Below are 24,793 nucleotides of genomic sequence, written 5' to 3'. Positions count from 1 at the left end.
AAAAACAAACGGCCCGGCATAGCCGGACCGCGAATACCGCTCTCATCGGTAAGCCTTACTGGTGGGCCACATTGGTGATCCGGCCGTCGACATAGGGGATGTAGGGGCTGTTCATGCCGAGATATTCGGCGACAGCCTCTTCAAGGTTCGGCCCGAAATCATAGGCGTTCATACCGTTTTCGGCAAAAACAGCATAACCATCGCCGCCGCCGCGTACGTAATTGTTGGTGACGATGCCGTAGACGGTGTCGAGCTCGATCGGCGCAAATTCGTCTTCCCCGGTCTCGACTTCGACGGAAACAACCCTGCTCCCCGGCGCCTTGCTGGCGTCATAGGTGTATTTCAGGCCGGACACCTGCGGATAGCGGCCGCCGCCGTCTTCGATCTGGGAAAGGCCATTTTCGAGCGCTGCAACAAGATCGGAACCCTTGAGCTGGAATGTTGCGATGGTGTTCTGGAAGGGAAGCACGGTCAACACCTCGCCCATGGTCACGACACCGGGATCGATCGAAGCGCGGACACCGCCGCCGTTCTGGATGGCTATGCTGATACCCTGGTCTGCAACGCGTTCGAGCATGGCATCGGCGACGAGATTGCCCATCGGGCATTCCTCGGTGCGGCAGACGTCTCTGTCGCCGACGATCAGTGCCGACGATTCTCCGACCTCTTCCATCTTGAGCTCTTCGAGAGGCTCGGCCTTCTCGGCGATCCAGCTGGTGACGTTCTCATCCGGCGTGAAGGATGCATCGAGAAGGATCGGATCGCCCTTGGCAGACGTTACCACGCCGTCATCGTTGAAGACGACGCTGAGGTCACCAAGATACTTGCCGTACTGGTTGGCCTGAACCACGGGCACCTGATAGCCATCGGGATTGTCGACCATGGTCGGGTAGGGGCCGGCTGCGTCTTCATCGGTGTTCGACAGCAGCGTATGCGAGTGGCCGCCGACGACGACATCGACACCCGGGATCACGGCGATGGCCGCAAGATCGCGCGGATAGCCCACATGGGTGAGCGCGATGATCTTGTTGACGCCTTCACCCTGCAGTTTTTCGACCTCGGTGGTAATCGCGTCGACGTCGACCGTGATGTCGATGTTTTTGCCGGGCGAGGCGATTTCCGGTGTGTCATTGGTGACTGCGCCGATGATGCCGACCTTCTCACCGTCGATGTCGAGTACGATCGAGGGCTCGATCATGCCCTTGACGGTGGAATCGGCATTGGTCTTCACATTGGCGGTGACCACGGGGAAGGTCACGATATCCAGGAAGGTCTTGAGGCCGTCCTCGCTGTCATCGAATTCATGGTTGCCGACGGTCATCGCGTCGTAACCGAGCATGTTCATGAATTCGCCTTCCATCTCACCCTTGTAGAAGGTGTAGAACAGAGACCCTTGGAAATTGTCGCCGGCGTTCAGCAGGATGACATTCTTGCCGTCCGCTTCCAGCGCAGCACGGGTCTCATTGATGGCGGTCAGAAGCCGCGCCGCGCCACCGAAGCATTCGCCTGCTGCATCGTCTTCTGCCGGGCAACTGGAGTCATACTTGTTGATGGGGTCGAAACGTGAGTGAAAATCATTGTTGTGCAGGATCTCGATGTCGAAATCGGCAAGGGCGCTGCCGGCGGAAAGCGACAGCACGGAAGCCGCGAGCAGGGCGGCTTTGGAGAAGGATTGCATGGCAGGCTCCTGGTTCGAAAATGGGGCGCGGTGCTTACCGCCCGGTGCTGAGTATAGCAATGGAATGTGACGATGATTTTGGGTGCGCCGTCAAGCCTCCGTTTGACGGAAAACAAGCAATCCTCCACCTGTTACAGCCCTAGGGAGCCACTGCACCTGTCATCGACTTCAGTAACCGGAACTGCTCTGCAGGCCTGAGAAGTTGACGTTTGCGGGGGCGGGGTTGTGGCCGCAGGATAGGTCGTCGGGTAGCCCGTCTGTGGTGCGGAACCCATCGGTTGTCCAACTACTGCATTGCCAGACGCCATGGGCTGCTGGGTGGTGTTGGCGGCCATGGCGTTTGCGTCATCGAGCGTGAAACCGACCGGCGCTAGTGCCGGCTTGTAGAGCGAGAAACGGTCCCCCTGGCTCGGAGTGCAGTTCATCAGATAGCTGGTCGCAATCAGGCAGTTCACGCGTGAACGGGTCTGTCTGACCACCGAGGTGAGGTCGATTTCGACGACATTACCGTTTACAGTGTAGCTGCCGACGGCCAGGACCTGGTTCGAATCTGTTGTGCGGGTTTCGAATTTCCCGGCCGAGAAGCTTGAAATGATGCCGTTCTTGTCCAGCCATTGGCCATCCGCCGCTGTCCGCTGCGCCTGCGGTTGTGCGGGCGCGGGCAGGCCGCGCGGCTGCTCATAGGTGGAACAACCCGCCAGAAGCAGGGCGCAGGCGGAAAATGTTGTGGCGAGGAACGGTTTCACATTGATACTCATCTGCGGTCCTGTCTTTGCGTTACAAAGGCCTATTTTGCCTTAAAAAGCAACCATTGGGCGGGCATTTGGTTCCAGCCGGATGGAATTCTGGACAGGTTCTGTGTTCCTTGGCCCACACCGGACCTGTCGGTCCGGCGCCTTTTTGCAGTATTTGCTCCTTTGCTCTCGCCCAGACCAAATCGCGCTGAAATGACCAGAGCTGGCATAGACGCCTCCTGCCGGTGTTGCCTTGTGTTCGCCCATGCGCATAAGGATCGAAAATGACAGATTTAGGGAGCGCGAGATGAACGGCAAGCCGACAGTGACAATCCACTATTGCAGCATGTGCAATTGGCTGATGCGGTCTGCGTGGATGGCGCAGGAACTGCTCTCGACCTTCTCGCACGAACTCGGTGCGGTCACGCTGAAGCCGGGAACAGGCGGCATCTTCGAAATCATGGTTGATGGCGCACTGATCTGGGAGCGCAAGCGCGACGGCGGCTTTCCCGGGCCGAAGGAACTGAAGCAACGTGTCCGCGATATCATCGATCCCGAGCGCGATCTCGGCCATGCCGATCGCGCCGATCGCCAAAACGACGAAAACTGACCGCAAACGGGTGGCCCGGCATCGCATTGCGTTTTTTGTCGTGAAAACGTCAAATACCCGTTGACGAAACCCGCCGGGTCTCTTAAACGAGCGGTCGTTGCCCAGATGGCGGAATTGGTAGACGCGCCAGCTTCAGGTGCTGGTACTCGCAAGGGTGTGGAGGTTCGAGTCCTCTTCTGGGCACCAATTTCTTGTTCCGGAACGTCCAGGAAAATCCAAAAACCCCGCGAAAGCGGGGTTTTTTGTTGGTTTTGGCGAGTTCAACGTCCTGCACCGTCCACCGGCATGTGATGGCATCCAGAGAATTTGATGGCATAATTGCTGGCATCGCAGCACCATGCCATCACTCAATCGAGTCGGACGCCATCACATGCCACTCACTGACACCAGGATTCGCGCGCTCAAACCGGGCGAGAAGGCAACCAAGCACGGAGACAGCGGCGGCCTGTTGCTCGTCGTCAATCCGAACGGCAGCAAGCTTTGGCGAATGGTCTATCGCTACGGCGGCAAGCAGAAGCAGCTCGCGTTTGGTGCATGGCCGGATGTTTCACTCGCCCAGGCCCGTGCTCATCGGGATGCAGCAAGAAAGCTGCTCGCCGACGATGTCGATCCATCCCAGAAGAAAAAGCAGGACAAGATCGCCAAGGCCGATGCTGCAACCAACAGCTTCGAGGCTCTCGCCGAGGAGTTTCTCCAAAAGAACAGCCGTGAAGGAAAATCGGAGGCGACGATGAACAAGAAGCGCTGGCTGATCGGGCTTGCGCTCAAGGATCTGCAATCGAAGCCTATTGGCGAGATCGACGCCGCCGATATTCTGGTGCCTCTTCGTCGTGTCGAGGCGCTCGGAAACTATGAGACCGCGCGCCGGCTGCGGGCGGTGATCAGCCAGGTGTTCCGCTATGGGATTGCAACGGCCCGGGTCAGCAACGATCCCACCTTCGGACTGAGAGGCGCCATCATCGCTCCGAAGGTCACACATCGGGCCGCGTTGACTGAATGGGATCCGTTCACCAGGCTGATCAAGGCCGTCTGGACCTACACCGGCTCTATCGAAACACAGGCAGCCCTGAAGTTGATGGCTTTGCTGTATCCCCGGCCCGGCGAATTGCGGCAAGCGGAATGGACAGAATTCGATCTGGACAAGGCCACCTGGACGATACCTGAAGAGCGGGCGAAGATGCGCCGGGTTCACCGGAAGCCGCTGCCGCCCATGGCAGTAGAAATACTGCGCGAACATCGGCGGCACACTGGCAACCTTCGGCTTGTGTTTCCATCGAGCACATCACTCGAGCGGCCGATCAGTGAAAACACGCTGAACCAAGCCCTGCGGAGGATGGGCTTCGAGAAACACGAAGCGACCTCCCACGGCTTTCGCGCGACCGCCTCCACGCTATTGAACGAGAGCGGGCTGTGGAACGCCGATGCGATCGAGGCCGAGCTCGCCCATGTGAGCGGCAACGGGGTCCGCCGCGCCTACCACCGTGGAGCATATTGGGAAGAACGCGTCAGAATGGCCGCATGGTGGGCGGAGAAGATTGGGGAGGTTTCGAGAGGCAACAACAAATAGGGACATTGGGGCAGATACTTACCCGCATTGCCATGGTTTTCAGCCACTTTCTTGACGGTACGACCATCCCCTCCCCATCAGGAACCCGGTGTCTCCCATCAACCCTCCAAAAGGAACCCGATTTCCGGCATTTCCGAAGCTGCACGCAACCGAGCACATCGCTAATCTGAGATTGTAGAATCCCTCCAGCTAACCTACCGTGTATGCAAATCGCATATCCACATTTTTTCGGAGTTGATGTTGCCCACGCGTTCAAGCCACAAAGTCGGAAGTGAGTTGTTCATCGTCGATAACAGCGATGAGGATTTCAAGGCATCCAGATATTTGCGGGATTGGTGTGAGTTCTCTCGTCAATTCGATATAGCGTCAGGATTCTTTGAAATTGGGGCTCTCCTGGAGCTCGATGGGGAATGGCAGAAGCTGGACAAGATCCGCATCCTTATGGGGGATGAGGTATCGAAAAGGACAAAGAAGGCATTCGAGAATGCCGTTGGGGCAGTTTCGGAGCGGCTGAACAAGAGTATCGAGATCGCAAAAACCAAGAACCATTTCCTTGACGGTGTCGACGCGATCGTCGATGCGCTACGCACCGGCAAAATTGAATGCCGGGTGTATCGAAAGGACAAGTTTCACGCAAAGGCCTACATCACGCATGCCCGGAAGGAAGTGATAGGGTCCTTTGCGCTGGTAGGGTCTTCAAACTTCACGCTGCCGGGCCTTACCCAGAACATTGAATTGAACGTCCAGATTTCCGGCACACCGGTGGCGGTACTGCAGGAGTGGTACGAAGAGCATTGGGACCAGGCGGAGGATGTGACGCCAGAAATCCTGAAGGTGGCCGAGCGCCACACACGGCCATACTCGCCATTCGAAACCTATGCCCGTTCGCTTCAGCAATATTTCCTTGGCCATGAGGAAACAGCCGGTGAATGGGAGAAACGCAACTCGCGGATCTTTCCGGTTTTGGCCAAGTACCAGAAAGATGGGTATGGCGGGCTCCTAAAGCGCGCCGAAAAATATGGCGGAGCGTTCCTCTGCGACGGCGTCGGTCTGGGCAAGACTTTCATCGGACTGATGCTGATCGAGCGCTTTGCCGTTCATGAGAAAAAGAACGTCGCCCTTTTCGTTCCAAAGGCAGCCAAGGAGCCGGTGTGGGAGCGCGAACTGCGCAACCGTCTTCCAGATGTTTTCAAAGGCTACAGCCGTTTGAAAATCTTTAGCCACACCGACCTGATGCGTGAAAAAATCGAGGAAGAACTCGAACGTGTCGCGGAAGAAGCGGACGTGATCATCATCGATGAAGCGCATCACTTCAGGAACACAGGCATCCGGGGAGAAGAGGACGAGGCCCGAAAATCGCGCTACTGGCGACTCTACGATCTGGCGGGGGGCAAGCAGATGTTCATGCTCACCGCGACACCGATCAACAACCGCCTCACTGATTTTCAGCATATGGTGGAGCTCTTTACCCAACACCAGGCTGACCATTTCTCCGGAGGAACCCTCGGCATCCATTCGCTCCCAGGATACATCCGTCAACTTGAGAAGCGGATTGAGAATGAGATCTACGGTCGGACCGATGATCCGGAGCTGCAGCTAAACTCAGCAGACGTGTCGTCCCGCCTTCAGTCCGACCCGCTGTTTGATGCCCTGGTCGTCCAGCGCAGCCGAAGCTATGTCAAGGAAAGCATGAAGCGCGAGGGTGGCGGGGACGTCATGTTCCCGCAGCCGCGCAAGCCCACTGTCGCTGAATATTCGGTCCGGCAGACCTACGGCAAGCTGCTCGATATGGTGGCAAACGCTTTCAACAAGCGTGAACCGCTGTTTGTGCTCGGGATCTATAATCCGTACGCCTACTACAAGGGCGACACCGAAGACGTCGCAACCGCACTTGAGCGTGGCCGTTTGAAACAGGTTGTCGCGCTGATCCGGACCAGCTTCCTGAAACGCTTTGAAAGTTCTGCCGAAGCCTTCCGGCAATCCTGCTGGCGATTACTGCAAAAATTGCTGGCCTGGCTCGAAGTCCATTGCGAGACGGATCATGAGAAGGCGCAACTCGAGCGCTGGAAACGCAAACATGCCAAGTTGCTGGGCTATCAACCTCAAAAGGATTTGCTTGATCCGGAGGCAGACGAAGACCTGGTTCCCGCCGAGCTTCTGGAAGCCGTCGAAAAGCTCGAACGCGACGATTTCAAGATTGAAGAGATCATCGCTGACACCCTGGCTGACCTCGAGCAGATCGCAGACTTTTTATACGAGCTCGAGAAATTCAAACCGAGCCAGGACTTCAAGCTCAAGAGGCTGATCCAGATGTTGAAAACGGACAAGACGCTGTCCAAGCACAAGGTTCTGATCTTTAGTGAGTTCGGGGATACGGCGCGCTACCTGGCCAAGCAGTTGCGAGATGCCGGCATCGACGGTGTCGAGCAGATAGACAGCGGCACAAAGGGCGACCGATCAAAGATCATTCAACGCTTCTCGCCCTACTACAATGAAAGCTCCAGCCGAGAACAGGGCGACAAGGAAATCCGTGTGCTGGTCTCGACCGACGTCCTGTCTGAAGGTCTGAACCTTCAGGACGCAACGCGCCTGATCAATTACGATCTTCACTGGAATCCGGTTCGCCTGATGCAGCGCATCGGCCGTGTCGACCGGCGCATGAATCCACTGATTGAGGCGAAGATCCTGAAGGATCATCCGGATCAAAAGGATTTGCGGGGCACAGTCGCCTACTGGAACTTTCTGCCACCGGGAGACCTGGATGAACTCCTTCGCCTTTACGGAAAGGTTGCCCACAAAACGCTGCGCATATCCAAGACGCTTGGCATCGAGCATGGCAAGCTATTGCGCGAAGACGACGACTATGAAGATCTGAAGAACTTCGAGGCGCAGTATGAAGGCCAGAAGAGCCCTGACGAGCAGATGCACCTCGAATGGCAGGATCTGCTGAAGCAGCACCCGGAGCTGGACGAGATGCTGGATGGCTTCCCGAATGCCGTCTTTTCCGGCAAGGAAAACATCAAGCCTGGAACCCGGGCGGTCTTCTTCTGCTATGCGCGGCCGGCCCATGACAAGGCGGCCAGCGACCAATCCGGCGAGGATGTCTGGACCACGGAGGCGGGCGACGTACAGTGGTATCTCTATGATGTCGCCAGCAAGGACATCATCGAAGACGCGCCACGAATCGTCGACGCGATCCGCTCAACGCCGGAGACGCCGCGCAAGGTCGAGATGGAGCGGCTTCAACTGTCGGATGTTCGCACCGCAGTCGAAAGACACATCGTAAAATCCTTCCTGCGCAAAGTGCAGGCGCCGGTGGGTGTCGGGCCTGTATTGAAGGCCTGGATGGAACTCAGTTGAGAATGGCGAAATAAATGACCGATATCACCGCAGCAGAACTGGCCAGGGTCAACAGCTTTCCCAAGCTGATCGAAATTCTTGAGGACAAGCTCGACTGGCCGATCTACGGCTATGACTTAGAAGATCTCGTCTTTGAGTATGAGGCCAGCGAACTGGGCCTGAAACCCGAAGAAACCGCGAAAATTCGTGAGATCCACCAGTTGAGGCCGTTAGCGACAAACCAGCCCTGGGGCATCTTCTTTGTCTCCTTTGAGGAGAAGTCGATCTCCGTGACCGTACTGCGCCGCATTCTGCGGGGCCTTGTCGTCAAGAAGCGTGCAGGCGCGCAGGCAGCCGAGCGACAGGCATGGGACAAGAACGACCTGATCTTTGCCGCCAACTTCGGCAAGTCCGGCGAACGCGAACTCGCCTTTGTGCATTTCTCAGACGGTCTGGCAACAAACGACCTGCCGGTGATGAAGGTCCTCGGTTGGAACGCAAGGGACACCAAGCTTCACAATGATCACGTCGGCAAAACGCTGGCTCAGAAGCTTCATTGGCCCGACGATCCTTCGGACCAAAAGGCATGGCGAGAACAGTGGTCTTCAGCCTTCGAATTGCGGCTCAACGAGACAATCAAAACCTCGAAGGATCTAGCGATCCGACTCGCCGTTCTCGCAACGGAAATCCGTGCCCGCGCTAATCAGTTGTTGGAAGCCGAGAGCGACAAGGGGCCCATGCGCACCATGCTTGAGGCCTTTCGCAAGAACTTGATCCAGGATCTGGACGAGGATGGCTTTGCCGACATGTTCGCCCAGACCATCTGCTATGGCATGCTGGCCGCCCGGATCTCGCGGCCCGGCGCGCTGCTGGTGGCCGACAACATGGCCGACATGGTGCCGAAGACGAATCCCTTCCTGAAGGAACTATTCGAAAGTTTTTTGAAGCTCGGCGGCCGGGACAAGCGGCAGGGTATGGATTTCGACGAGCTTGGCGTGCGCGATGTAGTAGACATGCTGAACACGGCCAACATGGAGGCCGTGCTGCGAGATTTCGGCAACCGGAACCCGAAAATGGATCCGGTCATCCATTTCTACGAAAACTTCATAGATGAATATGATCGGGACCAGAAGGTTGACGCAGGCATTTTCTACACTCCGCCCGCGGTTGTCGGCTTCATCGTGCGCGGTGTGGATGAGATGCTGCGAGAGCAGTTCGGCCTGCCGCTCGGTCTCGCCGACACCACCAACTGGGGCGAACTGGCGGCACGGAATGACAAGATTGCCGTTCCTGCTCATGTAAAGCCCGATACGCCCTTTGTGCAGATCCTTGATCCCGCGACCGGCACCGGCACCTTTCTGGTCGAGGTGATCGACCTGATCTACAACCGCATGATGGAGCACTGGAAGGGTGAAGGCAAGCGCGAGGCGGAAATCGCCGAGGCGTGGAATGCCTATGTGCCGAAGCACCTCCTACCGCGGATCACAGCGTTCGAACTCAAGATGGCAGCTTATGCCATCGCCCATCTGAAGATCGGGCTGAAGCTCACCGAGACTGGATACAAGATTAAGGATGGCGACCGGGCCCACATTCTGCTCACCAACTCGCTTCAGCCATCCCGCGATCTCGATCTGGAAGAACGAATGCGACTTAAGGCTCTGGCCCATGAGGCAGAACGCGCCAATGAGGCAAAGGACACCACACCGTTCACCGTTGTGATCGGCAATCCGCCCTACAAGGGCCATTCTATGAACCCCAGCAAGGTGAAGGGAAAACTCACTTTTGCGGGCGAGATCATCCAGCGGTTCTTTCATGTGCGTGGCGAGCCTTTGAACGAGAGAAACCCGAAATGGCTCAACAACGACTATGTAAAATTTATTGCCTTTGCCATGCTCCAGATTGAGCAGTCCGGCCACGGTGTGCTTGGTTACATTACCTCCAACTCCTGGCTAGATAGCCCCACCTTTCGCGGCGTTCGCACAGAGCTGATGGACAGCTTCCCGATGCTGCGCATCGTCGATCTGCATGGCAACATCAACAAACGCGAAACCGCACCAGATGGTTCAAGAGACGAAGGCGTCTTCGACATAGAGGAAGGCACCAACATCACGATTGCAGGAAAGCTGAACACAGACCTCGGGGTCAAGCAAACCGATCTTCTCGGTGTGCTTGGTGAGGGCACCGGCGACAACGGCAAGCTGACTTGGCTGGAACGAAATGGGTTGGGTGGCGCAGTAAATCCCATCCATCCCCTGCCGCCGATTTTCAGGCTGACGCCGATGGAAACATCTGAGGGCGCGGAGAACCCATTGATGGCGGAATTTTACGCCGCACCTTCACTCCAGGATATCCAGGCGCTGAACAATGCCGGGATCGTCACTGCAAATGACGAACTGTGCGTCCAGTTTACCAAGCAGGAAATGGAACACACGGTTCAGCAATTCCTCGACACCGATCTCCAGCCTTTGTTAATCGAGCGAGACAAGCGCGGTGGGCCGAACAAGTGGAAGCTGGAGGTGTCCGCAAATCCGGTTGAAGTTGTTTTGAAAAACAAAAAGGAGCCGGACGATTGGCAGACAGCCTATGCGCAGGATGATTTAAAATCACTCAAGAATTGGAAAGATCATCTTCAACAGATCGCCTATCGGCCATTCGACTTCCGGTCCACCGTATTTACTGGAAAGTCACGCGGTTTCCAATGCAGGCCGCGGCCGGAAGTGATGCGCCACATGATCGGCGGCAGGAATGTGGGGATCTCGACTGTGCGCGGTACCGAAATCGTGGGTGGCTGGAATCATGTGTTCGCATTCTCGGAGTTAATCCAGCACCACAGCGTTTCCATAAAAGAGGTGAACTACCTTTTCCCCCTCTGGCTCGAACCTTCCGCAGGTGAATCCCATCGCCGCCCGAACATCGACCGCACGTTTGCCCAAGGTTTTGGCGCAGCAGTCGGGCTGACATACAACGACGGGATCACACGTGGGAAACAGGAGAGCCTCGGCGCAGACTACCGCTATGAAAAGCCCGAACAGCTCTCGCTCGATAAGGCAGGGTGGGATGGGCGCGGAGATCTTGCCAGGACCATCGGACCTTGCGACCTGTTCGACTGGATCTATGCCATCCTCCACGCGCCTTCCTACCGCACCCGCTATGCCGAATTCCTGAAGTCGGATTTCCCGCGTATCCCCACGCCCGGGAGCCTGAAACTGTTCCAGGCGTTGGTGCCACTCGGGCGCGAACTCGTGGCGCTGCATCTTCTAAATCCCGACGACGGGCCCGTTTTGAAGGACTCGGCGAAGTTCGACCCCGCGACCACCTTCAACGGCACTGGCGAAGCCCGCGTCGAAAAGGGCTATCCGAAGTACGAGAACGGCAAGGTGATGATCAACGCCTCGCGCTGGTTCGAGGATGTGCCCAGGGCGACCTGGGAGTTTCATGTTGGCGGCTACCAGGTCTGCGAGAAATGGCTGAAGGACCGCGCCGCCAAGGGCGGCAAGAAAGCCTCGCCCGGCCGCGTGCTGACCGACGAAGACATTCTCCACTACCGCCGCGTCGTCGTCGCCTTGACCGAAACCCGGCGGATCATGGCCGAGATCGACGAGGTGATCGAGAAGCATGGCGGCTGGCCGGGGGCCTTTCATTCAAGCAAGCAAGGAGAAGTGTAGTGAAGGTTTCAATCGCAGAATTCGGACTGGATCTGGCTGTCAAGAATTCAGGCATGGTTCTATCGGTTTATTCGCCAGATGGAAAAACATATCTAGGGCGATGCAAGGTTACGAAAACAGGTCTCGAATGGTTTAAAGGTAAGACGAAGACTGGCTCTAAAATTAAGTGGACAGATTTCATCGATATGATGGAAGCCCAACAGTAGCGCAGGCGCGTATTTAAGAGCCGGATTCAAAAGTTCATGATGGGAAACAATATCGTGCGAGGCGTCTGGTCATCACCCTGATGCTGGCGATGTTGACCCATGCTGTGGCGCTTGCGATGGACTTTTCCCAATCTTTGGCCAACCGACGGCATCGTCCGAACCAGCCGAAGGTGCGCTCCACCACCCATCGGCGGGGCAGAACCTCAAAGCCTTTCGCTATGTCGGAGCGCTTGATGATTTCAAGGTTCCATTGGCCGCATCCGCGCAGCGCTTTTCGCAACTTCTGCCCGGCATAGCCGCCATCTGCGAAGACATGGCGCAACCAGGGGAAACGGTAGCGGATGGCTTTCAGGACATCGGGCGCACCGTCGCGGTCCTGGATATCGGCAGCATGGACAAGCACGAACAGCATCAGCCCGATCGTATCGGTGATGATGTGGCGCTTGCGGCCCTTGATCTTCTTGCCGGCGTCGTAGCCCGAAACCCCGCCGCTTTCGGTGGTCTTGACACTCTGGCTGTCGATGACACCGGCTGTGGGCGAGGCCTCGCGCCCCTCCAGTTCGCGCGTAGCGCAGACGAGCAGATGATTGATGGTCTGCCAAAGGCCGATGTCGCGCCAGCCATAGAAATAGCCTCGCACCGTGGAGACCGGAGGGAAGTCCTTCGGCAGAGCCCGCCATTGACTGCCGCTGCCCGCAATATAAAGGATCGCGTTCACCACTTCCCTCATATTCGTTTTCCGTGGCCGCCCGCCGGGCTTGGCCAGCGGTATCAGTGGAGCAATTACAGCCCACTCACGGTCCGTCAAATCGGTTGGATAGCGAAGGCGATCCCGGTTATGCTGCAGGCGGGTGATATCATTCCAGGGCATGCGATCCTCCACGTTCTTGGCAGAGGTGGTTGAATCACATCCTTCTGATATCACTCAACAACTTTTAAATCGGGCTCTAAGAGCTGCAACCAAGGGAGGTTCTGATGGCGTCGCGATTTACTGCACTGCCGCTCACAAGCGGCGAAAGCTTCATTCTTGAAACCGATCATCGTGGAAAACGATGGGTCATTCTCGTCGATGGGGGACAGTCAAAGTCTGAGGGACCGAAGAAGAACGGTCTCTATAAAGCCGTCCGCGAGCATTGTCCCGAGATAACGGACACCATTGACATCGCCATTTGCACTCACCGCGATCATGATCATGCGGGCGGCTTTCCTGCCTTCATCAAGACATGGCTTGCCGAAGGCAATGACATCGGAGAGTTCTGGCTGCCAGGTGGCTGGGCAGGAGCTGTGGAATATGCCCTGACCAATCCGGACCGGCTGGTCTCCATGCTGCATGAAGGGGCGAATGCTGCAGCATACGAGATCGGGAGAAGTCAGCGAAAGATCGATAAAGAAATCCAGCCAATGGGCGTCCGTCCGGCCAGGGAGGGGCTATTCCGGTCCATCCAATCAATGCTTCATCATCAGTATATGAAAGCCGAAATTTCTCCGGATGATCAGACAAAGGTTTTCTCTGCCGGCGATGCTGACCTACGCTCCTCAGATTTGGAGGGCAGCCGGACGGCGAGAGCCGCCAATTCCTGGGGTTTCTCGGAAGATGATTGGGAGATAATCCGGTCCGATCTGGAAACCAGCGAGCTTCATGCTGAACCTCTAACAGAACGCGCAAATGTGTATGACCGGCTCGGTCAAAGTGTCGAAATATTTGGCGTGGGCGGTGGCGATGATTGGGAGTATCAGGTGGAACGTGGCTTTCGGCACTCCTCGGAAGACGCGCAGCTTGCCAGAAGCCTGTTTCGCAGTTCGATCGATACAGCAGAAGCGATCCGCGAGATCGCCAGTGCAGCGGCGATGTTTGATATACCGGTTCGATGGTTCGACTTCGCCGCATTCGAGAAGGGCGCCATTCCTTCTGGGGGGTGTCGGGTTTCCTTAGGCCAGTGAACGCCGTAGAGCTCAAGAGGATCGAGCGTGAAACCAACGCGATGCTTATGTACTTGAAGCTGACCCTGACGGAACAGAACGTCGCCTCTCTTGTGTTTCAGCGGGTACAAACCGACGACGAACCTGGTGTACTGTTCCTGGGCGATTCTCGCCTTGCCTTCGGAATTGACCGGCCAGTACGGGATTTCGACAACCATCTTGTCCAACCTGACCGTCCTCTTGTCTACACGGCGGCCCATCATGGATCGCGCAACAACGACCATGCTTACAAGATGCTTGGCAATTGGCTGCCGGCTTTGTTTGGCAAAAGCATAGCTGTCCGCAATGGCGGTGTATGGAACCAGACACTGTCAGGGTTCCTGGGGGCAAAATACCGCCGTTGCGCGCAATGCTACCAATGTCACGGCAGCGGATGGTCCCAGCTGGTTCAGATCAACACAGACGGCCCCAATTGGTCGTGGCCTGCCGATCAAGGCGGCAAGTGCGGCGTGCCGAAACGGAACAGATAGGATGAGGGATACCGCGGAAGCCATCGCCCTGTATCTAACCCAGCGTGCCGCGAAAAAGATGCGTGCAACCTATCCTATGGTGGCTGAAGCTATCGGATGGAGCCATCCCACCGGACGAGGGCTCGGGGACCATCTCTATGAAATCCTCCACTATTGTAAGGATCAAGACCTGCCTCCGCTCACCACAATCCTCGTTAAAAAGGGTACCCGGTATCCGCCTGAGGACGCCATGGTCTACATCCGCGCGGCTCTGGGTGATATCGATTTGGAAGAATCTCAGAAGGAAGTCTTCGGGTTTGACTGGTCAGCGGTGTTTGAAGAAGCAGAACCACGCGGCTTGATCGATAACGCAGTCGAAACTAGCGGAATCTGGCTCACTTCATTCTGGGGCTGGTCGCCGGCTGATTGGGGGTGCCTGAGCTTTTCGCAAGAATGGATGCGCGGCAAGTTTATCGAACGAACAGAGCCTGGCGTGATCGTCGCGATTTACGTGGCTGACAGCAATAGGTCGCCCGCTCATCTGCGAAAGCGACTGGTCGGCTTTTACGAAGTCACGCATGAAAGTGGTCATCTATTTGACTTCATTGGCGCGCCCCGAAGAGCTGAACATGAGAGTGATCCTGAGCGACGGCATAAGTTTCACTTTTCGCTGAAAGCAAGCCGCGCTTGGAAAGTTGACCTGGATCCGCCGCCGTTTGTAGATGACGTTTTATCCGGCTTTGTGACGCAGGCTACCGGAACTCTGATCGGGGCCCGCGGGTTGCCGGTGATCGATCCTGATCATGTTGCAAATCTGTTGAGGCTTCCGATTGTGGAAGTTCCATTGTTTGGCAACAGTACCGCTGGCAGAAACGACAGATTCGAGTTGAACCAGATTACCAAGGTCAGTCGCGCGGTCCATCCGCCAAAGGAGCCGTACTTCATTGCGGAGCCTAATGGACCGAAACACCTCTATGTCATGCGCCTTTCATGCGACCCAGAGGAATGGTTGACGTCGGATTGGACCGCACCGGCAGGTGCACAAATCATCAAAGTCGGTTTCTCGAAGAGCCCCGTCAGCCGTTGCAGACAGATCCAGGCAGCCTATCCTGCGGGGCGTTTCCGATGGGAAATCGTTTACCCAGAACCAATACCAAAAACCGCACCCTATCCCGACGCAGAGACCGCAATCATTGGGGAAGATGCGATGAAGCAGTTTCTGGCATCTAAGACAGAGAGGATACTCGGGGGTGAGTTTTTTTGGCTACTGATCAGGAAATAAGGACTACTTGGGAAGTGGGGTTGGCGGCAATACCATAAGGAAGTCGGCAATCATGAGATACGTAAACTGATTTGAGCCGAATTCCGCTGGTAGATTTCCTTTGCACGCTCGAAATCGGGATCCGCTTGTCTGATCTCGCCACGCTCATATGCCAGATAGAGTTCGAGCTCGCTGCGATGGGAGAGCGCACGGCGGCATAGCTCGTCCAGGATTTCCTCGCGCTCGCCGTCCAGCATGGAAGCGTAGTGCTTGCGGATTGTCTCGGCTGGCGTGTGACCTAGGTTCAGCTGCAGCGCCACTTCCTCTATGATCATCATGTTGGCCTGCCTCGAGAGAAACGGGTGCAGAACCTTTCGGAAGTCGTGTGACGAAACTCCATCCTCCGGCAGGCCCGCGGCCGCGGCCGCATCCTTGATGATCCGCTGGATTGCAGCATCCGACTTCCAGCATTCGGGCAAATCGGTCTCGGCAGAACGGTAGCCCAAGCCGATGCCGTTTGGCTGCATGTATCTGTCCGGTAGAAAGAAAGGCGCATCACCATCGAATCCGTTCGCCTCGCGCCACCTCGCCCAGTCACGGATTGCGTCAAGAAGTCCGGAGCCAAGGTTGAGCAAATAGGTGCGAATGTGTTTGCCGAATTTGGTATTCACGTCGCGCGGATCCTGATTGATCCAACGGGTTAACAGGTTGACATGCCTGCCGCGAAGCGTGATCAGCGCGGCCACTCGAATACCTGTTGTGATGAACACCGCGATACTGGCGCGGTTCCGAAGCTCGATCGGTGTCAACTTCGGCATGGCATTGAAGAGACAAAGCGCCTGATCGAAAGTCAGGCTCGTGCCTTTCACCATACTCGACTCGGTCGTCCGGTCCTTGCGGGAGAGTTTGAAGTAGCCAGGGAGATCGGGATCCATCTCGATACCCGGTCGGCGTTGGAGCCATCTGAAGAAAGCACCGCAGCGATCGAGAGTGTGGACGAGTGTCGACCAGCTTGTCCCCACGCTGCCACCCAGCTCCCGCCGCCGGCGCAGCTCATCCTTGAACTTGCATGCATCGGCAATGGAGATCTGCTCGAATGGCCCCTGTCCGAGAAAGGCACTCATCCGGGCCAAGGCGCGCAAATGCTCATCAATCGTTCTGGGATCGAATTCCTGGTGGCTTTCGAGGAAGATGCGGTAGTCGTATAGCCAGCGAAGGTTGCCTTTGTTGGTTTCAGGCTGAATCGAAGCGCCGCTTCTCCGAATTACCCGGGAGACACCATCTTCAATTGCGTCGGAGGAATGTCCGGGGATATTGATAGCAGCATCAAAGATCTCGGGCACTTCTTCGGCTGGTGTGTCAGCCTGTAGTAGGCTATGGCAATCCGTGCACATACCTGTCACGGAGAGGCATTCTGTGTCAGTCGATGAGGTGCTGATGGAACCGGTTTCCAACGGCTTGAAACCAAGACAGGCCGAGCAATAGATGCGGCCGTTTTCGGCCCGCCGGCCCTCGGGCCAACGCATCTCGGTCATGAACTGCCGCAGCCTGTATCCTGCGAAAAGCTGTGGGCGCCTTTTGTCTACGGTCTCCAGCCCGGCACGGATCCAATTCGAAACTGTGCCATCGCACACCTCATAGATGTTCATGACCTGCTGTCTGGAATAGACCCAGTGACGACGCGCTTTGGTGGGATCATATCTGCGAGACATTGTCAGCGACCCCGACGGCCACGCACCTTGCTGTCTTCGATGAAACGATCGATATCCAGCCGGTCCCACCGCGTGGTTCCATTCATCCTGATAGGGCGCGGAAAGCTTGGATTGCTTCTCAGCAATCGCCAGATCTTGGAGATGCTGACACCAAGATAGGCCGCCACCTCGGCAACCCGCATAAGCCGCGGAAGTTCGACCGGGCCATTTTGCGACCGGGACAAAGCCGAAGGCCATACCTTTCCGTTTGGCTGCTCATCGACTGTCGTTTGCATATCCGGATATCCGCTTGCGACCGACCGTCCTTTTTGGACCGGTCTCTTCTTCGGAGGGCTGAGTCTTGGACTGGGCAGAACCGATCGAGAATCATCGATGGGGCGAGGCTTCCGGCCAATTTCGAAAGCCTGGCTCGCCGCAGCGTACTCATTGATGAATTCTCCGTTTTCATCGGCATTCTCCGCCTTGGCATCGTGCTCTGTGGCGTAATGCGACGTGTTATTGGCAACGCTGCCTCGCTGTTTTGACTGGTCCATTGGCACCACTCCACCAGAAAAGAGCTGCTGGCCTGGCAAGCCCGCAGTTTAACCTGTTATCGGGATGGATGATTTGAGGCCGGCAAAGCAGCAATGAACCGGTCAAGATCCTCGCGCAGGATCAGAGTGCGCTTGCCGAGCTTGCGCACTGGCAAGCGGCCTTCCTTGATGATGCAGTAGAGTGTGGAACGACCAATGCCGAGAAGACGGGCGGTCTGGGCGATGGATAGTGCTGTGGTTTCCTGCATGGCTTTGTCTCCGTATGAACCCGACCAATCCCGGGTGGATGCGGAGAACGTGCCGTGCAGTTGGGCAGAATCCTAATTCCGCAATTCCGCGGCGATCAATTCCTCGCGGTATTTCTGAAGGCGAGATTTTCTTTGTGGGTCGCGCTTTCCTTTCGGTCCGCGTTTTGGGTTTGGGAAAAAATCTCCAAGAAGATCGCGCACCATATCTCTGGGCGCTTCCGGAATAATGCTTCGAACCAGATCTGCTATGTCGTCTTTAGATATCGGTGCTAAACTCGCCGGCGTTCTGGCAACTATGATATCAATCAAGCGCCTGACCTCCGCCCTGGAAACCGCACGCTTTCTATCCGTTTCGATTTCCAACGTGTGTTCAGGCCAGTTCTCGAGGATGAACGCACTCCTGACCTGAACCCTGCGATATCCAGCAACCTGGACTCCAAGGATCGCTCCTTCCCATTGGTCATCATCATCCGTTCCGATCAACCTGTAGGGTCGGTCAGCATCATTGACATCCGACGTTGCCGTTTGGCGCCAAATCCCGCTCGGTATTGAAACCTGCTTTCTGGTATCTTCTTCAGGCACTCCACGAACAATTGAGTCAGCAACCTTAGAAGGCAGGTCCACGAGCCTCGCAACAAAGGCTTCATCTGCCTCGTCTTCACGATCACGATACGATTCTCGAGGAATTGGTTGCCCGCGGAGCGCTATCCATTCCAGTGCAGCCCCAAGGCCGATCCAAGTCTTGTTCAGATCTTCCCGCGTAACCGATGGTTTCACATCAGCATCGTTTGCGCGCGAGCCCGCTTCAAAATTGTCATCCATAGGAACCGCCTCCAATCTCATGACGTTATGATTGGACGTTGTCGTACCTCTATGCAAACGTTCGGTGAGTTGGGGACAGTTCGACAACATCGCCTTTTCCACAAGATTTCTTCAGGTTTGCACCGGCGTGCCCACTACGACTTTGCTATTGATGGCATTTATGATGGCATCTAGATTTTTATGAGAAATTTTACTTCGTAATATCAATATGATAGATATTTTATTTGGGTCCTCTTCTGGCACCAATTTCATGTTTCAGAACGTTCACAGACGTTCGGAAACGCCGCTGTGAACATAGGTCACACTGGACTTCTCGCGGCCTGGCAAGCCGACCGACAATGGCTTGATCGAAGCCTTTAACAGCAAGCTGCGTGCGGAATGCCTGAACGCAAACTGGTTCATGAGACTTGCGGATGCGCGCGAAAAGTTGTGACCTGCCCCCCCCCCCCTTGCGTCCCTCGTTCAATTCGAGAGTCTGCTGGTTAGTGATTGGTAGTTTGGTAGTTTTTCCTGGGCAAGGGCCTGTGTGGCGTCCGCATCAAGATCTTCCATTTCTCGCCGCACTTCGATCCGCGTGTTATTACCCAGCGAGGAGTGCGGCCTGACATTGTTGTAGTCACATCGCCAGTTTTCGCCGGGCTTCCTCCAGCGTGTCGAATACCTCTTCATTCAACAGCTCGGCCTTAGAGCCGGATTCAAAAGTTCATGATGGGAAACAATATCGTGCGAGGCGTCTGGTCATCACCCTGATGCTGGCGATGTTGACCCATGCTGTGGCGCTTGCGATGGACTTTTCCCAATCTTTGGCCAACAGACGGCATCGTCCGAACCAGCCGAAGGTGCGCTCCACCACCCATCGGCGGGGCAGAACCTCAAAGCCTTTCGCTATGTCGGAGCGCTTGATGATTTCAAGGTTCCATTGGCCGCATCCGCGCAGCGCTTTTCGCAACTTCTGCCCGGCATAGCCGCCATCTGCGAAGACATGGCGCAACCAGGGGAAACGGTAGCGGATGGCTTTCAGGACATCGGGCGCACCGTCGCGGTCCTGGATATCGGCAGCATGGACAAGCACGAACAGCATCAGCCCGATCGTATCGGTGATGATGTGGCGCTTGCGGCCCTTGATCTTCTTGCCGGCGTCGTAGCCCGAAACCCCGCCGCTTTCGGTGGTCTTGACACTCTGGCTGTCGATGACACCGGCTGTGGGCGAGGCCTCGCGCCCCTCCAGTTCGCGCGTAGCGCAGACGAGCAGATGATTGATGGTCTGCCAAAGGCCGATGTCGCGCCAGCCATAGAAATAGCCTCGCACCGTGGAGACCGGAGGGAAGTCCTTCGGCAGAGCCCGCCATTGACTGCCGCTGCCCGCAATATAAAGGATCGCGTTCACCACTTCCCTCATATTCGTTTTCCGTGGCCGCCCGCCGGGCTTGGCCAGCGGTATCAGTGGAGCAATTACAGCCCACTCACGGTCCGTCAAATCGGTTGGATAGCGAAGGCGATCCCGGTTATGCTGCAGGCGGGTGATATCATTCCAGGGCATGCGATCCTCCACGTTCTTGGCAGAGGTGGTTGAATCACATCCTTCTGATATCACTCAACAACTTTTAAATCGGGCTCTTATGTAGCAAACGCACCAACAATATACACGCCTAAAGCCCCTAATTCGGTAATCCCCCCGAAAAATAATGGGCTTCAAAAGTAGAATTTTCTCGGGTTTTATGACTGAGGAGATTTTGATGAAAAAGACGAGATTTAGCGAAGCACAGATTATTGGCATTCTGCGTCAGGCAGAAGGTGGCGTTCCTGTGCCTGAACTTTGCCGGGAGCACGGGATGAGTTCAGCGAGTTTTTATAAATGGCGGGCCAAATATGGCGGCATGGATGCGTCGATGATCAGCCAGATGAAAGCGCTGGAAGACGAGAACCGCCGTCTGAAAAAGATGTATGCGGAGATGAGCATGCAAACCGAACTGCTGAAAGAGGCTTTGGGAAAAAATGACGCGGCCATCTCTACGCCGGGAGGTGGCCGCGCAAGCCGTGGCGATACGTGGGGTGAGCATAGCACTTGCCTGCCGAACGTTCGGTGTCAGCGAAACTTGCTACCGATACAAAGGCAAACGCAATGATGAGAATGAACAGATCGCCGATCTTCTGGCCGGCTTGACGCAGGCAAAGAAGAACTGGGGCTTTGGCCTTTGTTTTCTCTATCTGCGGAACGTACAGGGACGGCGCTGGAATCATAAGCGTGTTTATCGCATCTACCGCGCGCTTGAGCTGAACCTCAGGATCAAGCCACGCCGGCGGCTGAAACGGGAAAAACCGGATACACTCAATGTCCCGACAACGCCGAACGCGGTCTGGTCCATGGACTTTATGGCGGATCGGCTGGCCGATGGCCGGCAGTTTCGGCTTTTGAATGTTCTGGATGACTTTAACCGTGAGGGGCTTGGCATTGAGGTCGATTTCTCTCTACCTGCGGAGCGTGTCATCCGTAGCCTGAACCAGATCATTGAGTGGCGCGGCAAACCGCTGGCAATACGTGTTGACAATGGCCCGGAATATGTCAGTGGAAGGCTTATGGACTGGGCTGAAAATCAGGGCATTGCGCTGAATTACATCCAGCCTGGAAAGCCGCAGCAGAACGCTTATGTCGAACGCTACAACCGGACAGTACGACACGAATGGCTTGACCAATACATCATCGAGAGTATCGAAGAGGCGCAGGCGTTCGCCACACAATGGTTATGGAGCTATAACAACGAGCGACCCAATATGGGCATCGGCGGAATGACACCCGCACAGAAACTGAAAATGGCTGCGTGAATTCTACCAAAAAGCCCCGTTAAAAAGGGGAGGATTACCCTGTCGGTGGTCACCGTCTTGCTGCTGCTGCCATTGCGGCGGTTTGCGAGCCGATTATGGCCTTCGGGCACAGCCTCAGCCTGTTCCTCATCGAGGTCGACGTCCAGTTCGGTGTTCAGGGCACGTTCGGCCAGTGCATTCGTAGTTCGGACAGAAGACCATCCTTGCCGAACAGATCACCGGGCGAACGCCCTTCCATCAGGTGGCCCAAAAGGTCTTTGTCGATGCTCATACGTGGGGCTCATCAAAGAGCAGTTACCACGCAAGAGCACAAAATTCGGGATAGACCCGATTTCCCGAGCCACTTCAGAGACACTCACCTTCGAATGAGCATACTTGGCGTTTTACACGACGAATAGATGCTGCCGACACGCTGAGTTCCCGCACGCCTGCCTTCACGAATATCTCCGAGAGTGCCGGATCGGCGGCGGCCTCACCGCAAACGCCAACAGGAATATTGGCGCGGGCAGCGGCAGCGCAGACAAGACGTACAGCTTCAATAACCGCCGGATTGCTGGCCTGGGACAATGACACAACCATCGGGTTTGTGCGATCTGCAGCCATGACATACTGGGTGAGGTCGTTTGTTCCCAAGGAGAAAAAGTCCGCTTCTTTCGCAAGTGCATCAGCAGAAAATACGGCAGCGGGGGTCTCCACCATGATGCCGAGTTCAAACCGCTCGAACGCTTTGCCCTCGCTTTCCAGTTCGTGTTCGCAAACCTCGATCAGAACTCTGGTCTCCAAGATCTCGCTAACGGTTGCGATCATCGGCAGCATGACTTTCAGGCGCCCATGGCATGCGGCGCGAAGCAGAGCGCGCAGCTGGGGTCGGAATATCTCTGGCTTCGCCAGACAAAGGCGGATGCCGCGCAGTCCGAGAAACGGATTGTCTTCTTTAGGCAAGTCGATAGAGCGGCACGGTTTGTCACCGCCAATGTCGACGGTGCGAATGATGACGTCGTCGTCAGGAAACCGTTCTAAAACCGTGCGATAGATCTGATATTGCTCGTCTTCGTCCGGAAGCTCGGTCCGATCCATGAACAAAAACTCTGTCCGCATGAGGCCGATCCCCATAGCGCCAGCCTGTGTTGCAAAGTCAAGATCGTTCACGCTGCCGATATTGGCCGCAACGATGACTGGAGCACCATCGCGCGTAACCGGTTTCACGGCTTTGAAGCGTTCAAGTTCTGCACGATCTTCCTTTGCGGCTGAAATCGCTGCGCGGAGACGCATTGCAGTCTCAGCATCCGGATCAACAACGACCAGGCCGGCTGCCCCGTCAACCGCGATCATATCGGCCTTTGCAACCGAGTTGACGATCCCGGTTAGCCCGAAAACGGTTGGTACTCCAAAACTGCGTGCCAGAATCGCCGCATGTCCGTTGGAAGCGCCGCGCTCAGCCACGATCGCAGCAAGATGCGAAAGGTCTTCTCCGCCCATATGGGCCGCCGTCAGCTCTTCGGCCACAAGCACGGCACCAGCAGGAACATCTCCGACGGAAAGTGGCTTTTTGCCCTGCAAAGCCATGGCAACGAGGTGGCCCGCCGCCCGCATGTCCTCTCCACGCGCACGCGCATAATCACTTTCAAGGGACTCGATCTTCTGCGCCGCCCGCTCTGCAGTGGCTTGAATGGCGGCCAGAGCACTCTTTCCTTCCGAAATCATATTCCGGATGGCCGCGGCCCAGTTTTCATCTGCTGACAAGTCGGCGAGTGCCTCCATCACCATGGAGGATGACGGGTTTGCTCTCGAATGCGCAGCCACTCGCAAGCGTTGCGAAACGGCGTTCTGAGCATCAAGTGCGCGCTTTTGTTCAGCGCCAATTTCGTCCGGCTTTATCTGTTTTGGTTCAGGGGCGAGCTGTGGCTGCCGGAATATGAATGGCAAACCCAATGCAACGCCTTCGCATACTGGGATACCCTTCAGGGCGTCTCCATCAAGCGGAGAGGGTCGATAGACATTGCCTGAGTTGCTGTCCAATGTGTTGCCGGATGCTTGAGAGGGGGCGATACCACAGAATGATCGTCATCATTGCTCCCCTTGAGTTCAAGAAATGCCGCAATGCAATTCACGGCCATATCAGCATCCTTGCCACGAGAACGGACGATGACGGTATCACCCTCCTTGACGCCCAGCAGCAACAGCTTCAGCGACGAACGCGCGCTTGACTGCTGAACGTCAGTCGCCAGTTCGACCTCGGCATCAAAGCCTTTGGCGATCCGAATGATCTCTGAAATCGGACGAGCGTGAAGCCCACCACTGATCCGAACCGATGCTTTGCGCTCCACCCATGTCTGGGCAGCGGCTTCAATCTTGCCCATGGATTAGTTTGCTCCGGCCGCCTTGCCTGTCAAAATACCGGCAATTTTCTCGATTTCCTGATCCCGACCAATCCCGGTCAAAAAGGCCAGCGTCACAATTGCCGGCTTTGGCAGATTGGATGGAAGTGGCGTTGTGGAAACGACGAGATCAACGCCATCCACCAGGCTTGGAACTTCGGTCACCTTGCACTGGCGTGTCTCCACGTTGATGCCGCGTGCCGACATTTCTTCTTCAATACTGTTGGCAACGACTGTTGAGGTGGCGACTGCGGTGCCACAGGCGACCAGAACGATTTTCCTATCCGACATGACTGCTCCTCATCGTCAATATGTTGAATTCAAGATGGATGTGACTTCTTCTATGCTGCTGGCGCTGGAAAGCCTCCTCAGCCTTCCTTCATCCTGCAATAATTGGCCAATCGCAGTCAGCATCTCGATTTGCTCATCTTTGCTGCGTAATGCCAGTTCGAAGACCACCGATACAGGAATTTTCTTGTCCGGATCATCCATGGACCCGAACATGACTGGCTTGGAAAGCGTCGCCATTGCGACGCCTGAGGATATGACATGCTCGGGGTCCGTATGCGGGACGGCAACGGCAAAGCCATCGCCCAGCGGCAGTCCAGTCGGCATTATGGCCTCCCTGCTGATGACAGCCGCGCCATAGCTTGACTTGACGACAGCCGCCTTTTGGAGGTGATCGGCCAGCAGGCCAATCACTTCGTTTGCATCAACCGCATCACAACCAAGCACGACGCCATCGGGAACAAGGTAATCTGAAATATCGATACTCATGACACGTCATT

Annotated in this window: 20 protein-coding genes, 1 tRNA gene and 3 pseudogenes; 10 read left to right on the top strand and 14 right to left on the bottom strand. The window is 56.0% G+C overall.

The genetic code is table 11. The features are described from left to right. Positions 1 to 67 precede the first annotated feature (67 nt). Together AC0L7L_RS14435 and omp10 are read right to left on the bottom strand one after the other, a co-directional pair. A pseudogene (locus AC0L7L_RS14435) lies at positions 68 to 1,678 on the bottom strand (bifunctional metallophosphatase/5'-nucleotidase); the annotation flags it as partial. A 131-nt stretch (positions 1,679 to 1,809) separates the two neighbouring features. After that, positions 1,810 to 2,436, bottom strand: a complete 627-nt coding sequence (gene omp10 / locus AC0L7L_RS14430) for an outer membrane lipoprotein Omp10 (RefSeq protein WP_272212722.1) — start codon at positions 2,434 to 2,436, stop codon at positions 1,810 to 1,812. Positions 2,437 to 2,719: 283 nt separating this feature from the next. On the opposite strand from omp10, the gene AC0L7L_RS14425 reads away from it, so the two are divergent. From AC0L7L_RS14425 to AC0L7L_RS14405, 5 genes are all read left to right on the top strand, one after another. Next, positions 2,720 to 3,022, top strand: coding sequence for an Rdx family protein (locus AC0L7L_RS14425; protein WP_272212721.1), 303 nt, complete (start codon positions 2,720 to 2,722; stop codon positions 3,020 to 3,022). A gap of 99 nt (positions 3,023 to 3,121) precedes the next feature. Then, positions 3,122 to 3,208: transfer RNA gene (locus tag AC0L7L_RS14420), tRNA-Leu, on the top strand. Positions 3,209 to 3,392: 184 nt separating this feature from the next. After that, a complete protein-coding gene (locus AC0L7L_RS14415) occupies positions 3,393 to 4,589 on the top strand; it encodes a tyrosine-type recombinase/integrase (RefSeq protein ID WP_473509721.1) in 1,197 nt (398 codons plus the stop codon). A gap of 441 nt (positions 4,590 to 5,030) precedes the next feature. Further along, positions 5,031 to 7,949 (top strand): helicase-related protein, encoded by a 2,919-nt coding sequence (locus AC0L7L_RS14410; protein WP_473509719.1) that lies wholly within the window; start codon positions 5,031 to 5,033, stop codon positions 7,947 to 7,949. 14 nt (positions 7,950 to 7,963) lie between these two features. Further along, positions 7,964 to 11,593 (top strand): type ISP restriction/modification enzyme, encoded by a 3,630-nt coding sequence (locus AC0L7L_RS14405; protein WP_473509717.1) that lies wholly within the window; start codon positions 7,964 to 7,966, stop codon positions 11,591 to 11,593. A gap of 240 nt (positions 11,594 to 11,833) precedes the next feature. Here the strand turns inward: AC0L7L_RS14405 and AC0L7L_RS14400 are convergent, their stop codons facing one another. After that, positions 11,834 to 12,670, bottom strand: coding sequence for an IS5 family transposase (locus AC0L7L_RS14400; RefSeq protein WP_272210312.1), 837 nt, complete (start codon positions 12,668 to 12,670; stop codon positions 11,834 to 11,836). Between the two features lie 104 nt (positions 12,671 to 12,774). On the opposite strand from AC0L7L_RS14400, the gene AC0L7L_RS14395 reads away from it, so the two are divergent. The 3 genes from AC0L7L_RS14395 to AC0L7L_RS14385 are packed head-to-tail and all read left to right on the top strand — an operon-like array spanning position 12,775 to position 15,510. Next, positions 12,775 to 13,740 (top strand): MBL fold metallo-hydrolase, encoded by a 966-nt coding sequence (locus AC0L7L_RS14395; RefSeq protein ID WP_272212715.1) that lies wholly within the window; start codon positions 12,775 to 12,777, stop codon positions 13,738 to 13,740. Further along, positions 13,737 to 14,249, top strand: a complete 513-nt coding sequence (locus AC0L7L_RS14390; RefSeq protein WP_272212714.1) for a hypothetical protein — start codon at positions 13,737 to 13,739, stop codon at positions 14,247 to 14,249. Before AC0L7L_RS14395 ends, AC0L7L_RS14390 begins: the two co-directional genes overlap by 4 nt. Position 14,250: 1 nt before the next feature. Continuing rightward, positions 14,251 to 15,510: a hypothetical protein gene (locus AC0L7L_RS14385; RefSeq protein WP_473509714.1), complete on the top strand. Its 1,260-nt coding sequence runs from the start codon at positions 14,251 to 14,253 to the stop codon at positions 15,508 to 15,510. 50 nt (positions 15,511 to 15,560) lie between these two features. Here AC0L7L_RS14385 and AC0L7L_RS14380 read toward each other — a convergent pair whose 3' ends face one another. The 4 genes from AC0L7L_RS14380 to AC0L7L_RS14365 form a co-directional block, all read right to left on the bottom strand. Then, entirely contained in the window at positions 15,561 to 17,138 is a 1,578-nt protein-coding gene (locus AC0L7L_RS14380) for a tyrosine-type recombinase/integrase (RefSeq protein WP_473509712.1), read from the bottom strand. Positions 17,139 to 17,203: 65 nt separating this feature from the next. Further along, the gene (locus AC0L7L_RS14375) at positions 17,204 to 17,773 is read right to left on the bottom strand and encodes a helix-turn-helix transcriptional regulator (RefSeq protein WP_473509710.1); all 570 of its coding nucleotides are present in this window, start codon (positions 17,771 to 17,773) and stop codon (positions 17,204 to 17,206) included. A gap of 17 nt (positions 17,774 to 17,790) precedes the next feature. Then, on the bottom strand, positions 17,791 to 17,982 hold the full coding sequence (locus AC0L7L_RS14370) for a helix-turn-helix domain-containing protein (protein ID WP_272212710.1): 192 nt from the start codon (positions 17,980 to 17,982) through the stop codon (positions 17,791 to 17,793). A 72-nt stretch (positions 17,983 to 18,054) separates the two neighbouring features. Continuing rightward, a complete protein-coding gene (locus AC0L7L_RS14365; RefSeq protein ID WP_272212709.1) occupies positions 18,055 to 18,804 on the bottom strand; it encodes a hypothetical protein in 750 nt (249 codons plus the stop codon). A gap of 298 nt (positions 18,805 to 19,102) precedes the next feature. Here AC0L7L_RS14365 and AC0L7L_RS14360 point away from each other — a divergent pair. Continuing rightward, positions 19,103 to 19,234: pseudogene (locus AC0L7L_RS14360) on the top strand (integrase core domain-containing protein); the annotation flags it as partial. Between the two features lie 32 nt (positions 19,235 to 19,266). On the opposite strand, the gene AC0L7L_RS14355 reads toward AC0L7L_RS14360, so the two are convergent. Beyond that, positions 19,267 to 19,473 (bottom strand): integrase core domain-containing protein, encoded by a 207-nt coding sequence (locus AC0L7L_RS14355; protein ID WP_473509708.1) that lies wholly within the window; start codon positions 19,471 to 19,473, stop codon positions 19,267 to 19,269. A gap of 34 nt (positions 19,474 to 19,507) precedes the next feature. Continuing rightward, positions 19,508 to 20,344, bottom strand: coding sequence for an IS5 family transposase (locus tag AC0L7L_RS14350; protein ID WP_473509706.1), 837 nt, complete (start codon positions 20,342 to 20,344; stop codon positions 19,508 to 19,510). Positions 20,345 to 20,540: 196 nt separating this feature from the next. On the opposite strand from AC0L7L_RS14350, the gene AC0L7L_RS14345 reads away from it, so the two are divergent. Then, positions 20,541 to 21,627 (top strand): IS3 family transposase gene (locus AC0L7L_RS14345; RefSeq protein ID WP_272211146.1). Its coding sequence is split into 2 segments (ribosomal slippage): positions 20,541 to 20,797 and positions 20,796 to 21,627, totalling 1,089 coding nucleotides; the frame shifts between segments, so codons are not numbered across the junction. Between the two features lie 29 nt (positions 21,628 to 21,656). On the opposite strand, the pseudogene AC0L7L_RS14340 reads toward AC0L7L_RS14345, so the two are convergent. From AC0L7L_RS14340 to AC0L7L_RS14320, 5 genes and pseudogenes are all read right to left on the bottom strand, one after another. Then, positions 21,657 to 21,898: pseudogene (locus tag AC0L7L_RS14340) on the bottom strand (transposase); the annotation flags it as partial. A gap of 74 nt (positions 21,899 to 21,972) precedes the next feature. Then, positions 21,973 to 23,553 carry a phosphoenolpyruvate--protein phosphotransferase gene (gene ptsP / locus AC0L7L_RS14335; RefSeq protein WP_473513946.1) on the bottom strand — a complete coding sequence of 527 codons (1,581 nt, stop codon included), beginning with the start codon at positions 23,551 to 23,553 and terminating at the stop codon, positions 21,973 to 21,975. Positions 23,554 to 23,588: 35 nt separating this feature from the next. Continuing rightward, positions 23,589 to 23,987, bottom strand: a complete 399-nt coding sequence (locus AC0L7L_RS14330) for an HPr family phosphocarrier protein (RefSeq protein WP_272212705.1) — start codon at positions 23,985 to 23,987, stop codon at positions 23,589 to 23,591. 3 nt (positions 23,988 to 23,990) lie between these two features. Further along, entirely contained in the window at positions 23,991 to 24,296 is a 306-nt protein-coding gene (locus AC0L7L_RS14325) for a PTS sugar transporter subunit IIB (RefSeq protein ID WP_272212704.1), read from the bottom strand. Positions 24,297 to 24,311: 15 nt separating this feature from the next. Beyond that, the gene (locus tag AC0L7L_RS14320) at positions 24,312 to 24,782 is read right to left on the bottom strand and encodes a PTS sugar transporter subunit IIA (protein WP_272212703.1); all 471 of its coding nucleotides are present in this window, start codon (positions 24,780 to 24,782) and stop codon (positions 24,312 to 24,314) included. Positions 24,783 to 24,793: the final 11 nt, after the last annotated feature.

It is taken from the genome of Martelella sp. K41-7, from assembly GCF_055808365.1.
The sequence above is the reverse complement of the archived record's forward strand: the minus strand, read 5'-3'. Positions and strand labels throughout refer to the sequence as shown.

Coding starts and splice junctions, on each gene's coding strand:
- AC0L7L_RS14410 (WP_473509719.1), top strand. CDS start 5,031: ATGGGGGATGAGGTATCGAAAAGGACAAAGAAGGCATTCGAGAATGCC.
- AC0L7L_RS14405 (WP_473509717.1), top strand. CDS start 7,964: ATGACCGATATCACCGCAGCAGAACTGGCCAGGGTCAACAGCTTTCCC.
- AC0L7L_RS14395 (WP_272212715.1), top strand. CDS start 12,775: ATGGCGTCGCGATTTACTGCACTGCCGCTCACAAGCGGCGAAAGCTTC.
- AC0L7L_RS14350 (WP_473509706.1), bottom strand. CDS start 20,344: ATGCCCTGGAATGATATCACCCGCCTGCAGCATAACCGGGATCGCCTT.
- AC0L7L_RS14325 (WP_272212704.1), bottom strand. CDS start 24,296: ATGTCGGATAGGAAAATCGTTCTGGTCGCCTGTGGCACCGCAGTCGCC.
- AC0L7L_RS14415 (WP_473509721.1), top strand. CDS start 3,393: ATGCCACTCACTGACACCAGGATTCGCGCGCTCAAACCGGGCGAGAAG.
- AC0L7L_RS14385 (WP_473509714.1), top strand. CDS start 14,251: ATGAGGGATACCGCGGAAGCCATCGCCCTGTATCTAACCCAGCGTGCC.
- AC0L7L_RS14355 (WP_473509708.1), bottom strand. CDS start 19,473: ATGAAGAGGTATTCGACACGCTGGAGGAAGCCCGGCGAAAACTGGCGA.
- AC0L7L_RS14380 (WP_473509712.1), bottom strand. CDS start 17,138: ATGAACATCTATGAGGTGTGCGATGGCACAGTTTCGAATTGGATCCGT.
- AC0L7L_RS14320 (WP_272212703.1), bottom strand. CDS start 24,782: ATGAGTATCGATATTTCAGATTACCTTGTTCCCGATGGCGTCGTGCTT.
- AC0L7L_RS14330 (WP_272212705.1), bottom strand. CDS start 23,987: ATGGGCAAGATTGAAGCCGCTGCCCAGACATGGGTGGAGCGCAAAGCA.
- omp10 (WP_272212722.1), bottom strand. CDS start 2,436: ATGAGTATCAATGTGAAACCGTTCCTCGCCACAACATTTTCCGCCTGC.
- AC0L7L_RS14365 (WP_272212709.1), bottom strand. CDS start 18,804: ATGGATGACAATTTTGAAGCGGGCTCGCGCGCAAACGATGCTGATGTG.
- AC0L7L_RS14425 (WP_272212721.1), top strand. CDS start 2,720: ATGAACGGCAAGCCGACAGTGACAATCCACTATTGCAGCATGTGCAAT.
- AC0L7L_RS14400 (WP_272210312.1), bottom strand. CDS start 12,670: ATGCCCTGGAATGATATCACCCGCCTGCAGCATAACCGGGATCGCCTT.
- AC0L7L_RS14370 (WP_272212710.1), bottom strand. CDS start 17,982: ATGCAGGAAACCACAGCACTATCCATCGCCCAGACCGCCCGTCTTCTC.